Origin of the sequence: Pseudomonas sp. BS3767, from assembly GCF_900099665.1 — a bacterium.
Classification (GTDB): domain Bacteria; phylum Pseudomonadota; class Gammaproteobacteria; order Pseudomonadales; family Pseudomonadaceae; genus Aquipseudomonas; species Aquipseudomonas cerasi.
Genome location: NZ_FNCX01000003.1, coordinates 26,868 through 41,170 on the forward strand (window position 1 = coordinate 26,868; position 14,303 = coordinate 41,170).

Here is a 14,303-nt window from a genome sequence, read left to right on the forward strand (position 1 = left end):
GCCATCCACCTCTGCGCCTCGTCGCGCAATCAAGATCGGACGCTAAGCATCCTGAACGGCATGCCAACGCATGGGCACGATAGTGTTCTTACAGACGCCTATCACCCTACTTGTCGACAGCCTCTACCGAGCAGTCAGCGCCGAATAGCTGTTCATCAGGTTGCGGTAGTTCGGGATGCGCTCGGACAGCAGGTTGCCCAGTCCTTCGATATCGTTACGCCAGTCGCCCTGCAGCTCACAGGCCACCGAGAACCAGTTCATCAGTTGCGCACCTGCCTGCGTCATGCGCGACCACGCGGCTTGTTGAACCGTGGTGTTGAAGGTGCCGGAGGCATCGGTGACCACGAATACTTCAAACCCTTCAGCCAATGCCGACAGGGTCGGAAAGGTCACGCACACATCGGTCACTACCCCGGCAATGATCAACTGCTTGCGGCCGGTCGCCTTGATGGCCTTTACAAAATCTTCGTTGTCCCAGGCGTTGATCTGGCCCGGACGGGCAATGTACGGCGCATCGGGAAACATTGCCTTGAGTTCCGGAACCAGCGGGCCGTTGGGGCCTTGTTCAAAACTGGTGGTGAGAATGGTCGGCAGTTCGAAGAAGCGGGCCAGGTCAGCCAGGGCCAGAACATTGTTCTTGAACTCGTTCGGCGAGAAGTCCTGCACCAGCGAGATCAGGCCTGTCTGATGATCGATCAGCAAAACGATGGCGTCATCTTTGTTCAGGCGGTTGTAGGTGGTGTGGGTCATGGTCAAGTCCTTTCGTTTGGGTAGGTGAGGTCTGGCGTGCAACATGGGCTCAGGTTAGTAGCTCACCGGAAAGGGAAAAAGCGCCTGAAGCGGGTTTTACTGTCTCTTCACAGTGGACAATTTTGTCCACAATATGGCCAATCCAAAACGTCGCCTACCCGGCAACAGCCCCCGTCTTGCCAGCCTCCACCACAAAGCGCTTGAGCGTTGACACGCTCGCCGCAGGGTCCAGCACATCCGACACCACTTGAAAGCGGGTCTGCATATGCTGTTCGTTCAGGTCCACTGCCACATAGCCGCGCTGACGGCTGTCGAAGAACTTCACGTGTGGGTTGAGGCCGAGAATGCTGTTGAAGGCGTCGAACGGTGGTCCGCTGGAGGTTACCGAGGTGCCGACGAATTCGGTGGCGACGATGGCTGAATCCGGATTGCCTGCCTCGGCGTGCAGGTCGGTGGTCCAGAACGAATGGATATCGCCACCCCAGAACACCGGGTTGCGGGTCTGGTGGCGTTGCAGGGATGCCAGCACGCGCTCGCGGGTCGCCGCGTAGCCGTCCCAGCCGTCGGTCCAGTGGCCCAGCGCCTGGGTCTTGAGATTGCGCTGTTCCAGTGGAGCGACCAGCAAGTCCTGGGCAATGACATTCCATTGTCCAGGTGATTCAGCGAAGCTGCGGTCCAGCCAGGCTTCCTGTTCCCAGCCGAGCATGGTGCGTTTGGGGTCACTCAGATCCGGACAGTCGCTGGGCGCTACGTAGCCTCGACGGCTGCCGTTGGCCTGGATGCACGCCTGTTCGGAACGATACTGCCGACCGTCCAGCACATGAAAGCGTGCAAGGCGGCCATAGTCCAGGTTCCGGTAAATACGCATGTCCGGTCCTTTGGGCAGGCTGCTGGCGCGCAAGGGCATGTGCTCGTAAAACGCCTGATAAGCGGCGGCTCTGCGACGTAGAAAACTGTCCACCGGAACGTTCGGGTCCTGGGACCACTGCGCGGCGTAGTCATTCTGTACTTCGTGATCATCCCAGGTGGCCACGCTCGGCGCACAGGCATGCAGCGCTTGCAGGTCGGGGTCGGTCTTGTACTGAGCGTAGCGATTACGATAGCCCTCCAGGTCCATGGGATCAGGTGTAGCGTGGTGACGCGGGAACCGAGGGTTTTCCGGGGATATGTTCATCTCATAAATGTAGTCGCCAAGAAAGAACACCAGATCCGGGCGCTCTGCCGCCAAGTGTCGATAGGCGCTGAAATACCCGGCCTCCCAGTGCGAACACGACACGAAGCCGAACCGCGCCGAGACCATGGCACTTGCCAGCGGAGCAGTACAGGCCTGCCCGACAGCGCTTTGCGCCCCCAGGCTCTCGAACTGATACCAATACGGGCGTCCAGGCTGCAAGCCGCTCACTTCAACATGCACCGAATGGGCAAGGCGCGGGTGGGCGGTGGCCTGTCCTGTGCGGACTACGTGAAGCATGGCCGCATCGCTGGCGATCTTCCAGCGCACCTCGACGGGTTTGTTCAGGCCACCATCGCCCGAGGGCGTCATCACCTTGGGCGCCAGACGTGTCCATATCACGAAGCCATCCGGCAACGGATCGCCAGATGCCACGCCGAGCGTGAATGGATAATCGACCCCCGCGCTGCGCGCAAATGGGCTGAGGATCGACAGCAATGTTGCACCGGCGACTCCGGTAATGATGCGTCGACGATCCGGATTGAAATCGGTCATGACGTGGCCTCCGACGATGGGTATTCCGAGCGCAACAGTCCGAACAGCAACATGTTCTTGAACACACCGTTTTTGAGAAATGCCTCTCTAGTACAGCCCTCATACGATAACCCGCACTTCTCCAGGACCCTGGCGCTGGCCGGGTTGTCGCTGAAGCACTGGCCGGCGATGCGGTTGAGGTTCATGTCCGTGAAGCCATGCCTCAGCAAGCCTTGAGCCGCTTCGCAGGCGTAACCCTGATTTTGATAGTGCGTTCCTGTCCAGTAACCCAGATGGCCGCTGCGATGCGGCATCGAAAGGCGTAGCGAGACGATCCCGGTCAGCTCTCCGGTTTCCTGAATGTGAACCCCGAGGCTCAACATCTGACCGGCGGCGTATTGGTCGTGGGTCTGTGCAATGAATGCCCGCGCATGCTCAAGGGTGTAGGGGCTGGGCAGTGTAGAGTCATGGCCGCAATCGTCGGCTCGTCGGCCAGGCGTGACAAGGTGAGTGCCTGTTCCGGCTGCAACGCGGCGAGCAGCAGACGCGAGGTTCTGATGGTGGGCAGCGGGTGACTCATCCGTATTTTCCGTCGGGTTGAATGCTCAAACGCTGGCGCGTTGTTATGGCATTTCCGTGACGGCCTCAAGAATCATTTAAGTGCCATGAGATGTACAGGTAACAGCCATGTAACAGTCATGTATCGGTCTTGTAAAACCAACCGATCGGTCATGTTCGGTTGCTAGATTCTCGGCCTCTAACAAGAAAGCGAGAGGCTGGCATGAGAACGTGGGACGAACCTAAAAAGCGCAAGGCGCACATCGAACTGATCCCCATGATCGACGTGATGATGTTCCTGCTGGTCTTTTTCGTGTTGGTAAGCCTGAACGTGATTCCGGCGCTGGGGATGAAAACCCAGTTGCCGAGTGCCAGCAGTTCGCAGCAACTGAAACCGCAGAACAAATCGATCCTGACTCTGGGGCTCAACGGCGAATTACAGCTCGACGGCAAGGCGACCACGGTCGACGCCCTGGTGCCTGCCTTGAAAGCGCTGGAAAAGCCCGACACTAAAACCACGATCATCGTTAACAGTGACAAAGGCGTGGAAGTCGCTCGTCTGGTCGAGATCATGGACACCCTGCGTTTGGGTGGTTTCACGTCAGTCTCCATCGCCACGCGCAAATCCTGACCATGTATTTCCTGTTTCGTGTACGTCAGTGGCTCGGCGGCCTGCCTGCTCTGGTGGCGCTCATCGCAATCGTGATTGGTGTACAGACCCGGCCTCTGAAAATGGAGTCGGTCTACGACGAATCTGCCGTCGAGCTGGCGCTGGTCGAGCCCGAGCAGCCCGCCCCTGAGCCATTGACGCAGCCCGAACCGCCTCCGGTACAACCTGACGAGCCGCCACCTCCGCCGCCTGTAGTCGAAAGCGAAGAGGCCGAACCGGCGCCACCTCCACCGCCGCCCAAGCCCGTTCCCAAGCCAAAACCCAAGCCGGAGATCAAGCCAGAACCAAGGCCTAAGCCCTTGCTCAAACCGGCAGTGGCAAAACCCGTCGAGCCGGTTCAGGCACCCAGCAAGCCGATCGCCAACGCCCCGGTTGCGCCGCCGTCACCGCCTGCGCCACCCGCACCGCCGAAGGTCGACACCCAGGGTATGGAAGGTGGCTACCTCAAAGGGCTGCGCAGTGAGCTGGACGGTTACAAACAATACCCGACTGGTCGTCAGGCCTCACTGGAGCGTCCGAGTGGCGAGGTTGTGGTGTGGTTATTGGTCGACCGCCAGGGGCGAGTGCTGGACTCCGGCATTCAGACCCAGGCCTCCAGCATGCTGCTCAACCGCGCAGCCGCCAACAGTCTGCGACGCATCAAGCAGGTCAAGCCGTTTCCCGAGCAAGCCTTTGGTGGACGCAGCGAACAGCGCTTCACCGCCACCTTCAACTACAGCGTGCAATAGCACTGACAAGGAACAGAGTGATGAAGTTTTCCAGAATTCACCTTGCGTTGGTCGCCGCGGGCATGAGTCACGGCATGGTTATGGCCGACTCGAGTGGCAGTGATGTCGGCACCATTGGTGTGCAAGGCAAGGCGACGGTTGGGGGTGGCTACATGGTGCAGGAGGAGAGCATCAAGGCGCGCTCCACTGTCACCAAGGAAGCGCTCGACAAGCAGACGGCGACCGGGAATGCGATCGATAAGCTCAAGTACACACCGGGCCTGAATATCTCCAGCGAAGACGCCACAGGTCTTTCTGGTTTCAAATTCACCATGCGCGGGCTCAACTCCGATCAGGTCGGCATGTCGGTGGACGGTATGCCGATCAACGACTCCGGTAACTACGCGCTGTATTCCAATCTGCTGGGGGATCCGGAAAACATCGATCAGATTTTCGTGACTCAAGGCTCTGCCGAAAGTGACGGCCCGCACATCGGTTCCAGCGGCGGCAACATCGGTATCGTCACCATCCGGCCCACCAAGGAAACCGGCGCATTCGTCAAGCAGGTGGCGGGCAGCAATGGCACTTACAAGACCTTCGCGCGACTCAACACCGGAGAGATCAACGGGCTGAGCAACTGGCTGTCGATGTCTCACACCGAAGGTCAGAAATGGCGCGGCGATGGCGCGGTGCGTGCCGACAAGGTTGAGTGGAACAGTTTCTTCGACATGGGCTCGGGCAATACCGCCAACCTGATCCTCAAATACCACGAGCAGGACAACAACAGCTACAGCCAGCTCACCAAGAGTCAGTTCCAGCAGAACGGGCGCAAGTTTGACCCTTATCCTTCGACGCCAGCGCTGGGCAGCAACGGTAAATTGTCCAGCTACTACGAGTTGGCGCAGAACCCGTTCCAGACGTTCACCGGCGTGCTCAATACCCAATTCAAACTGGCCGACAACCTGTCTCTTTCCGTCATCCCCTATTATTTCTGGGGTAATGGCAGCGGCGTGAACAGTTCTTCCTATGCGCTCAACCGCGGTTCGAACCAGAACGGTGTGTTCGACCTGAGCAACCTGCCGACGGCGGCGGCTTATAACGCAGACGGATCATCGACCACTGGCGTTTATTACCGGCCGTCGCGCACCCAGACGTGGCGTCCGGGGATCACCACCAAGTTGAACTGGGACGTCAACGACGAACACAGCGTACAGGTCGGCTACTGGTATGAACGCGCGCGACAGTCGCAGACTCAGCCTTTCATCCGCCTGAAGAGCAATGGCAAGCCTGAAAGCATCCAGCCGGATTCGGACTACATGGTCGATGCCAACGGCAACGAGATCCAGGGCCGTGACCGTTATACCGTGACGCCTGCCCAAAAAGTCTGGGCTCAGGACACCTGGTATTTCGCCCCGGACTGGACGCTGGTCGGCGGCCTGGCCTACATGAATGTCGAGCGCGAAGGCACCAACCACGGCAGCCTGACCGAGCGGCCGGAAAAACGGGACCAGACCTACAACAAGCTGTTGCCGAACGTCGGCCTCAAATACCAGCTGGATGAGCGTGACCAGTTGTTCTACAGCCTGTCACGCAACATGCGCGTGCCGCAGAACTACGTTCTGTATGACCCGGGCACCGGCTCCATCGACAGCAAGCCAGAAACCAGCTGGAACCACGAACTGGGCTGGCGCTACACCGAACAGGACATGACGCTGGCGGCCACGCTGTTCTACCTGCAGTTCAAGGACCGGCAGGTGTCATCAAAAGATATCAACGGCGACTTTGCCGACATCAACGCCGGTGCAGTCGACAACAGCGGGCTGGAACTGGAGTGGAGTGGCTTGCTGCCGCACCATTTCAATTACTACACCTCGTACACCTACACCCGCGCCAAACAGAAAGATGACCTGACCGTCTTCAATAACGGCACCGCCATTGAGCTGCCCACCAGCGGCAAGCAATTTACCAACGTGCCGAAGAACATGCTGGCCGCCAACATCGGCTACGACGACGGCAGTTATTACGGGACCTTTGGCGCCAAGCTCACCAGCAAGCTGTATGGCGACCTGACCAACGACGAAAGCATTCCGGGGCGCACCATCTTCAATCTGGGCGCGGGGATCTACCTTCCGGTGGACAAGAAAATCGTCAAGGACGCCACTCTGCGTCTGAACGTCGACAACCTGTTCGACAAGGAATACCTGGACGGCGTGTACACCACCAAAACCAACGCGGGCACTTACAGCGGTTTCCGCGACGGCGACCCGGCCTACATCGTCGGGGTCGAGCGTACCGTTACCGTTTCTCTTGAAGCCAATTTCTAATCTTCATTGACCAGAGGTCCGTGCCATGGACATGAATCAGCTTCACGACATCACGTTCTATGTGATGTACGCCGCCATCGCGATAGCGATCTTTGTAGCGATCGAACGAGGCATCTACTTTGCTTACGTGCGTCGCCAGTCGCGGGCGTTGCAAACGGCACTCGGTGCTTCGGTGCACAGTGAAAAGGATCTGCCGGAGACGCTGACACGCCGGACCAGCCTGCCGCTGGAAATGGTCCTGCCGGTGCTGGCGCAAAAAAATGCGCAGGGCTCGCGCAGGGATCTGGATGATGTCATCGAAACCCAGTACCTGAGCACTCGCGCACCGCTGGCCCGCAGCCTCTGGCTGATCGAAACCATTACTACCGCTGCGCCGCTGTTGGGCTTGTTGGGGACGATTCTGGGTATCATCGATACCTTCAAGGCCCTGGCCAGTGCCGGGGTGTCCGATCCCGGGCAGATTTCCGCCGGTATCGGTACAGCGCTGTTCGCGACTGGGCTGGGTATCGCCATTGCCTTGTTCTGCGTGGTCTTTCACAACTACTTTCAGGACAGCCTGGAACGCATCAACGACCAACTCAAGATCCTGCTGATCCGCGCTTCCAGCGGAGCACGTGTGCATGACGAAGCCGAGCATCCGGCTGCTTCGGCTCAACCGAAATACCGGACGGCCTGATCCACTTAACGGGGCGTGCCTCTGGCATGCACCATCTTGTCTGTGTCTGGCGATGAGGCTCGCAATGCCCTATTACCCTTCGTATCGTCGACTGTCCCTGAGCTACCGCGCCGTGATCGCAGTGTTACTGCTGGGCAGTTCGTGCGCGCAGGCAGATTTCGCCATTCCGGGTTTCGAGCTGGTCCACACCGTGCCGGTCGGGTCTGACCTGCAGACGCCTGACCTGCGAGCACCCGACGAGGTCTGGCGGGAGCTGTTTGACGGGGCTCGCGAGCGTATCGACATCGAACAGTTCTATGTCGCAGACCACGCAGGCTCGGTCATGGACAAGGTGCTTGAAAGCCTGACGGCAGCCGGGCAGCGCGGAGTGAAAATCCGTTTTCTGCTGGAAGAAAAAGGCCTGAAACTTTCCGACCCGCAGACCCTTGAACGACTGCGCGCCATTCCCAATCTCACCCTGCGCGTACTGCCCTACGCAAAGCTCACGGGCAGCGGCATCATTCACGCCAAGTTTCTGGTCGTGGATGGCCGACAGGCGTTCATCGGCAGTCAGAACTTCGATTGGCGCTCACTGGAGCACATCCACGAAACCGGCCTGCGCATTGACGAGCCGACCATCGTGGGCCAGACGCAGGCCATATTCGATCAGGACTGGCTTGCCCAGGCTGCCATTACCGAGGGCAAACCGGCTCCCGTGCCGCACCCGATCGATAGCCCATCGCCCAACGGCAACTACCTGACCGCCAGCCCGCAGCGCTATAACCCGCCAGGGGTCGTCGACTCCCAGGCCGAACTGCCGCGTTTGCTGGTGCAAGCCAAAAGCGAGGTTCGTGTCCAGTTACTGGATTACGCGCCTCTGTCCTACGGGCCCGAGAAAACCCGGCCTTACTATGCGGTCATCGATAATGCCCTGCGCAGTGCGGCCGCCCGCGGCGTGTCGATAAAGCTCATGGTGTCCGACTGGAACACCGGCATGCCCGAAGTCGCTTACCTCAAGAGCCTGGCGCTGGTGCCCAACGTGCAGGTGCGCGTCGTCACATTGCCGATGGCGGCTCAGGGTTTTATCCCCTATGCACGCGTGATCCACAGCAAGACCATGGATATTGATGATCAGGTGGCCTGGGTAGGCACCAGCAACTGGCTGGGCGGCTACCTCGACAACTCGCGCAATCTTGAAGTGGTGATGCACGACGGCTCGATGGCCAAACGCATCGGCCAGTTGCACGAGCAGCTTTGGGCCGGGCCGTACGCCAAGCCCATCGACATCAATCGCGACTATCCGGAGCCGCATCCGGGCAAGCCTTGACAGTAAGCAGATGGGTAGCCGAAAGGGCAGTGTTAGTGAGGGGGCTGAAATGAGCTTGATCGTCCGTGCCATGGCAGACAGTGACTGGTCTCCGCTGGCGGATATGTTTGAACAACCGGTATTCCGTTGGTGGACGCTTCGTATGCCGTACCAGTCAATCAACGACATAAAAAAGCTTGTTGAAAGTCGAAGTGCTTCTGGACTGTCCCTGGTTGCCGAGCGGGATGGCGTGGTTGTCGGCTGCGCCATGCTCTATCGTTTTCAGGGGCGCAGACAGCACGTAGCTGATTTCTGGATGGGGGTCGCAGACGACCATCATCGCCAGGGTATTGGTGACTTGTTATTGAACGAGCTCACTACCACTGCCTCGCGATGGATGAATTTAAAGCGCCTGGAGCTTACTGTTCTCGTTGATAACAAGCCCGCTATCGCACTGTATGAAAAGAATGGCTTTGTCATAGAGGGGACGCACAGGAAATTCGCCTATCGAGATGGCGAATACATAGACGCTTTCAGCATGGCAGCAGTCTACTGACGTATTTTAAAAGTCCCTCTGAATGCAGCCTATCTGTTATCAGGTACAAAGGGGGGGGCGTGCCGCAACGGCGCAACGCGTACCACTCATGAGCGCTGATTTGCTCGACTCTATCTTTCTCTTACGCCGCATCATTCAGGCTGACTTTTCAGACAAACCCTAGGCCCCTCTGCCCGCTTCAGCCACAATGACACCTTTCACCCACCAGCCTGCTGCGGGCTGTAAAAGGATTGGTGCTACTGATGATGCTCTCTTTCAAACCATGGTTGCGGGGCCTGGCGCTGGTTTTGCCACTGGCTGCGTTGCTGACCGCGTGTGACAAGTCCGACAAGCCGGTGACGCCGCCTGCGGCGCCGCACACCACTTATAGCCAGGCCGGCTGGGACGCGTTGCCAGCGGTGTCCGACGCGGATTTGCAGGCCGGTTTTGCCTCTTGGCGCAGCGCCTGTGTTCGTTTGAAAGCCGATGCGGTGTGGGGGCCGACGTGTGCGGCGGCGGTGAGTCTCGCGGCCGCACCGGATGCGGCGCAGATCCGCACCTTTTTGCAGGAGCAGTTGCAGGTCTACAGCCTGCGCGCCGATGGAGGCAGTGCCGATGGTTTGATCACCGGCTATTACGAGCCTGTTTATCCGGGCAGCCTGACCCAGACCACCACCGCCAATGTGCCGGTTTATGGCATCCCGGACGATCTGATCGTGGTCAATCTGGACAGCATTTACCCCGAGCTCAAAGGCAAGCGGCTGCGCGGTCGGCTTGAGGGGAGGGTGCTCAAGCCTTACGACGACGCTGCGACGATCAGCGCGCAAGGCTTGAACGCGCCGGTGATTGCCTGGCTGACCGACCCGATGGATCTGCAGTTCCTGCAAATTCAGGGCTCGGGGCGCGTGAGTCTGGAGGATGGCTCGCAGCTGCGTCTGGGCTACGCCGATCAGAACGGTCGCCCGTATCGCGCGATTGGTCGCTGGCTGGTAGAGCAGGGTCAGTTGAAGAAGGAAGACGTGACCATGGGCAGTATCGCCGCCTGGGCCAAGGCGCATCCGGAACGTATCAGCGAGCTGCTGGCGAGCAATCCCAGCTACGTGTTTTTCGCCCGTAACCCCGACAGCAACGAAGGCCCGCGCGGCTCGTTGAATGTGCCGCTGACCCCCGGTTACAGCGTGGCCATCGATCGCAAGGTGATTCCGTTGGGCAGTCTGCTCTGGCTCTCCACGACGCGGCCGGATGGCAGCAGCGTGGTCCGTCCGGTCGCGGCGCAGGACACGGGCGGTGCGATTGCCGGTGAGGTACGTGCCGACCTGTTCTGGGGGACCGGCGATGAGGCGGGCAAGCTGGCTGGCGACATGAAGCAGAAAGGCAATATCTGGCTGCTGTGGCCCAAGGGCATGCCACTGCCTCAGTCCGCAGAAACAGCTCCTGCAACAACCCCGGCTCCTGCTAGCCACTGACATCCTCTCACCTCGATAGCTACCGTCCTGCTCAATGGACAGGTAGCTATCTTTTCGCACCCGTTTTCCTTCCAAACGCATTTGAAACAGCCAAATGCACGGTTTTTCAACGCCAGAAATATGTCAAGAAAAGAACAATTTACCGTTCATCGGTAAATTGTGGACGACATATATCGGTTTCTTGACACTGTCATAATGACATTACACATTGGTATTAATGCATTTACACAGGGATCGTGCGTAGCGGCCCCTTTTGAGGTCGTTCCGGATGAATCGAGCTGACGATGTGGCCAATTTGTTTCAGCGTTTTGGCGCGAGCTCCGAGGGTTATCTGGAGATCGACGACAGCCTGGACTACCACGAAACGCCCGTAGACAGTGTCTTTCCTGCTACGCCGCCACGCGTAACTGATCAATCGGTGCCTGAGCAGACCTGTGCGGCGCAATCAGCCGAGACGCCTGACACGGCACCTGACCTTCAGATGACCCCGACAGCCAAAGGTGCAGCCTCCGGCGTCCTGGCAAATCTGCTTGCCGAGGCCGCACAGGCACGCCAGGCTGAAGCGCAGGCACGCAACAACGAAGCGCTGGTCCAATCGCTGTTCAAGGGCCAGCCGCCGAGAACATCGGCGCGCGTGATTGCGGTGGTGTCAGCCAAGGGCGGTGTGGGTAAAAGTACGCTCAGCGCGGCAATGGCCAGCCTGGTCAGAGTGCCCGGCGCGCAGACACTGGCGATCGATCTCGACCCCCAAAACGCCTTGATGCACCACCTTAATGCCAGCCCGGATGTGGCCGGCCTCGGCGGTGCCAGCCTGAGCGGCGAAAACTGGCGCACGCTGTTGCTGACCGGCTCCTGCGACACGCAGGTTTTGCCATATGGCGCGCTGCCGCTCGATGAGCGTCGTTCCCTCGAGCATTTTCAGGAAAACGATCCACACTGGCTGGTCCGTCAGATCGCCCGCATGCAGCTCGATGCCCGCGACGTGGTGATTCTCGATGTGCCGTGCGGTGACCTGCGCATGTTGCAACAGGCGCTGACTGCTGCCAGCCAGGTCCTGGTGGTGCTGACCGCCGATGCGGCGTGCTACGTGACACTGGATCAGATGCAGGGCTGGCTCGAGCCGGTTCTGGCGGGGTCGCAGCCGCCGGCCTGTCATTACGTCATCAACCGGTTCGATGCTTCGCGCACCTTCAGTCGCGACATGTACGACGTACTGGCGCGACGTCTGGGCGAGCGCCTGCTGGGCGTCGTTCGCGATGATTACGCGCTCGCAGAAGCGCTGGCCTACGGCCACAACGCGGTCCAGGTTCCGAGCGCCTCTCCCGGCACCCAAGACCTTCGCGTGCTGAGTAATGTGCTGATTGCCCGACTGCTGACTCAGGACGTAGAAGAGAACCGATTGTCATGACCAACCTGTCGCTCGACGCGTCCGTACCCCGGACGCGCTCATCATTGTGGCTGCATGCTTTGCTGGCGTGGTTCGGCGGTCTGTCGACGACCCTGCGACGCACCTTGAAAAGCGTGGCGATTGTCGTCGGCCTGCTGCTGATGGCGCTGGTCGTCACCGTGCCGCTGGACCTCTATGCACAGTGCTTTTTTGCCTTGGCATGCTTCGCTGCGATGCTGGTGATTCGCCGGATACCGGGGCGTATTTCGGTACTGGCGCTGGTGACCCTGTCGTTGCTGGCTTCGTTTCGTTACATGTACTGGCGCCTGACCTCGACCCTGGATTTCGACAACTGGCTGGACAGCCTGTTGGGCTATGGGCTGATCATCGCCGAGTTCTACACGCTGATCGTCATCGTGCTGGGTTACGTGCAGACAGCCTGGCCGTTGCAGCGCAAGCCGGTGATCATGCCGAGCGATTCCAGCCAGTGGCCGACCGTCGATGTGTTTATTCCGTCGTACAACGAGGCGCTGAGCATCGTCAAACTGACCATCTTTGCCGCCCAGTCCATCGACTGGCCGCGCGACAAGCTGCGGGTCTATGTGCTCGATGATGGTCGTCGCGAGGATTTTCGCGAGTTCTGCGAACAGATCGGTGTCGGCTACCTGACCCGCGGCGACAATCGACATGCCAAGGCGGGCAATCTGAACGAAGCGCTCAAGGCCACGAATGGCGAGTACATCGCCATGTTCGACGCCGACCATGTGCCGACCCGCTCCTTTCTGCAGGTCGCCATGGGCTGGTTTCTCAAGGACCCGAAACTGGCGATGCTGCAGACGCCGCACTTTTTCTTCTCGCCCGACCCGTTCGAAAAGAATCTCGATACATTCCGCAGCGTGCCTAACGAGGGCGAGCTGTTTTACGGCCTGCTGCAGGACGGCAACGACCTGTGGAACGCGACTTTCTTCTGCGGCTCCTGTGCGGTGTTGCGGCGCTCGTCGTTGCTGGACATCGGTGGTGTGGCCACTGAAACCGTGACCGAGGATGCGCACACAGCGCTGAAGTTGAACCGGGCCGGCTACAACACGGCGTACCTTGCGATTCCCCAGGCGGCGGGGCTGGCGACGGAAAGTCTGTCACGTCACGTTGCCCAGCGTATTCGCTGGGCGCGGGGCATGGCGCAGATCTTTCGCACTGACAACCCGCTGCTGGGCAAAGGTCTGTCACTGGGCCAGCGGCTGTGCTACGCCAACTCGATGCTGCACTTCTTTTACGGCCTGCCGCGTCTGGTGTTTCTCACCGCGCCACTGGCGTACCTGCTGTTCGGCGCCGAGGTCATGCACGCCTCGGCGCTGATGATCACCGCCTATGTGTTGCCGCACCTGGCCCACGCCAGCCTGACCAATTCGCGGATTCAGGGCCGCTTCCGCCATTCGTTCTGGAACGAGGTCTACGAGGCGGTGCTGGCGTGGTACATCATGGGCCCGGTGCTGATGGCGCTGGTCAATCCGAAATTCGGTGGCTTCAACGTGACCGACAAGGGCGGAGTGGTCGAGGAGAAGTTTTTCGACTGGACGCTGGCGCGGCCTTACATCGTGCTGCTGACGCTGAACGCAGTGGTCTTCGCACTCGGTATCTATAGCCTCTACCAACTGGGCTGGAATAACGATGCGATCACCCTGACCATCGTCATCAACATGGCCTGGACGATCTACAACATCATCATCACCAGCGCTGCGATTGCGGTGGCCAGCGAGATCCGTCAGGTGCGTACCGAGCCGCGGGTCCAGGCCAGACTGCCGATTCGCGTTACCCGCGCCGATGGCGTGGTATTCGACGCCGTGACTCAGGATTTTTCCCAGACCGGCCTCGGACTGGTGATGCCCGCCGATTCGGGCATCGACAGTGGCGACAGCATCACGGTGTCGCTGTATCGCGGTACGCAGACCAGCCATTTCCCTGCCACGGTAATGTTCTGCCGCGACGGTTATCTGGGCACTCGTTTCGATGATCTGTCGCTGCGTCAGCAGAGCGAGCTGGTACGCCTGACCTTTGGCCGTGCCGACACCTGGGCGTCGACCTGGGGCCGCGGCAAGCCGGACACACCGCTGTCTGCGCTGCGCGAAGTCAGCCACATCGGTGTTCGTGGCGTCGTCGAGTTGCTCAAGGCCACTCGCAAGGATTTCAGCCGGTTACTGCCGACCCGTAAAAAAATCTCCCCACCTCCCGCAAATTGATGG

The 14,303-nt window shown here is 59.6% G+C and carries 11 protein-coding genes and 1 pseudogene; 9 read left to right on the forward strand and 3 right to left on the reverse strand.

The features are described 5' to 3' along the window. Window positions 1–123: 123 nt before the first annotated feature. The 3 genes and pseudogenes from ycaC to BLR16_RS09145 form a co-directional block, all read right to left on the reverse strand. Window positions 124–750 (reverse strand): isochorismate family cysteine hydrolase YcaC, encoded by a 627-nt coding sequence (gene ycaC / locus BLR16_RS09135; protein ID WP_058416325.1) that lies wholly within the window; start codon window positions 748–750, stop codon window positions 124–126. A 154-nt stretch (window positions 751–904) separates the two neighbouring features. Continuing rightward, window positions 905–2,476 carry an alkaline phosphatase D family protein gene (locus BLR16_RS09140; RefSeq protein WP_074805884.1) on the reverse strand — a complete coding sequence of 524 codons (1,572 nt, stop codon included), beginning with the start codon at window positions 2,474–2,476 and terminating at the stop codon, window positions 905–907. Next, a pseudogene (locus BLR16_RS09145) lies at window positions 2,473–3,035 on the reverse strand (GNAT family N-acetyltransferase). The gene BLR16_RS09140 and the pseudogene BLR16_RS09145 overlap by 4 nt, the downstream one beginning before the upstream one ends. Before the next feature lie 201 nt (window positions 3,036–3,236). Between BLR16_RS09145 and BLR16_RS09150 the strand changes: the two are divergent. From BLR16_RS09150 to bcsA, 9 genes are all read left to right on the forward strand, one after another. Next, complete coding sequence (locus BLR16_RS09150; protein ID WP_003380333.1) at window positions 3,237–3,644, forward strand: ExbD/TolR family protein; 408 nt, start codon at window positions 3,237–3,239, stop codon at window positions 3,642–3,644. Between the two features lie 2 nt (window positions 3,645–3,646). After that, entirely contained in the window at window positions 3,647–4,411 is a 765-nt protein-coding gene (locus tag BLR16_RS09155; protein ID WP_074805881.1) for an energy transducer TonB family protein, read from the forward strand. 20 nt (window positions 4,412–4,431) lie between these two features. After that, window positions 4,432–6,714 (forward strand): TonB-dependent receptor, encoded by a 2,283-nt coding sequence (locus BLR16_RS09160; RefSeq protein ID WP_003433789.1) that lies wholly within the window; start codon window positions 4,432–4,434, stop codon window positions 6,712–6,714. A gap of 25 nt (window positions 6,715–6,739) precedes the next feature. After that, a complete protein-coding gene (locus tag BLR16_RS09165) occupies window positions 6,740–7,390 on the forward strand; it encodes a MotA/TolQ/ExbB proton channel family protein (protein ID WP_003365740.1) in 651 nt (216 codons plus the stop codon). 64 nt (window positions 7,391–7,454) lie between these two features. After that, complete coding sequence (locus BLR16_RS09170) at window positions 7,455–8,696, forward strand: phospholipase D-like domain-containing protein (RefSeq protein ID WP_074805874.1); 1,242 nt, start codon at window positions 7,455–7,457, stop codon at window positions 8,694–8,696. A gap of 49 nt (window positions 8,697–8,745) precedes the next feature. Further along, window positions 8,746–9,231 carry a GNAT family N-acetyltransferase gene (locus BLR16_RS09175; protein WP_074805952.1) on the forward strand — a complete coding sequence of 162 codons (486 nt, stop codon included), beginning with the start codon at window positions 8,746–8,748 and terminating at the stop codon, window positions 9,229–9,231. Window positions 9,232–9,473: 242 nt separating this feature from the next. Continuing rightward, window positions 9,474–10,676: a murein transglycosylase A gene (locus BLR16_RS09180; protein WP_074805872.1), complete on the forward strand. Its 1,203-nt coding sequence runs from the start codon at window positions 9,474–9,476 to the stop codon at window positions 10,674–10,676. Between the two features lie 268 nt (window positions 10,677–10,944). Continuing rightward, window positions 10,945–12,084: a cellulose biosynthesis protein BcsQ gene (gene bcsQ, locus BLR16_RS09185; RefSeq protein WP_060708687.1), complete on the forward strand. Its 1,140-nt coding sequence runs from the start codon at window positions 10,945–10,947 to the stop codon at window positions 12,082–12,084. Then, window positions 12,081–14,300: a UDP-forming cellulose synthase catalytic subunit gene (gene bcsA / locus BLR16_RS09190; protein WP_003365732.1), complete on the forward strand. Its 2,220-nt coding sequence runs from the start codon at window positions 12,081–12,083 to the stop codon at window positions 14,298–14,300. The genes bcsQ and bcsA overlap by 4 nt, the downstream gene beginning before the upstream one ends. Window positions 14,301–14,303 lie beyond the last annotated feature (3 nt).

Excerpts from the sequence above, each read along its gene's own strand:
- BLR16_RS09160 (WP_003433789.1), top strand. The coding sequence starts at position 4,432 with ATGAAGTTTTCCAGAATTCACCTTGCGTTGGTCGCCGCGGGCATGAGT.
- BLR16_RS09175 (WP_074805952.1), top strand. The coding sequence starts at position 8,746 with ATGAGCTTGATCGTCCGTGCCATGGCAGACAGTGACTGGTCTCCGCTG.
- BLR16_RS09165 (WP_003365740.1), top strand. The coding sequence starts at position 6,740 with ATGGACATGAATCAGCTTCACGACATCACGTTCTATGTGATGTACGCC.
- bcsA (WP_003365732.1), top strand. The coding sequence starts at position 12,081 with ATGACCAACCTGTCGCTCGACGCGTCCGTACCCCGGACGCGCTCATCA.
- BLR16_RS09140 (WP_074805884.1), bottom strand. The coding sequence starts at position 2,476 with ATGACCGATTTCAATCCGGATCGTCGACGCATCATTACCGGAGTCGCC.
- BLR16_RS09170 (WP_074805874.1), top strand. The coding sequence starts at position 7,455 with ATGCCCTATTACCCTTCGTATCGTCGACTGTCCCTGAGCTACCGCGCC.
- BLR16_RS09180 (WP_074805872.1), top strand. The coding sequence starts at position 9,474 with ATGATGCTCTCTTTCAAACCATGGTTGCGGGGCCTGGCGCTGGTTTTG.
- bcsQ (WP_060708687.1), top strand. The coding sequence starts at position 10,945 with ATGAATCGAGCTGACGATGTGGCCAATTTGTTTCAGCGTTTTGGCGCG.
- BLR16_RS09150 (WP_003380333.1), top strand. The coding sequence starts at position 3,237 with ATGAGAACGTGGGACGAACCTAAAAAGCGCAAGGCGCACATCGAACTG.
- ycaC (WP_058416325.1), bottom strand. The coding sequence starts at position 750 with ATGACCCACACCACCTACAACCGCCTGAACAAAGATGACGCCATCGTT.
- BLR16_RS09155 (WP_074805881.1), top strand. The coding sequence starts at position 3,647 with ATGTATTTCCTGTTTCGTGTACGTCAGTGGCTCGGCGGCCTGCCTGCT.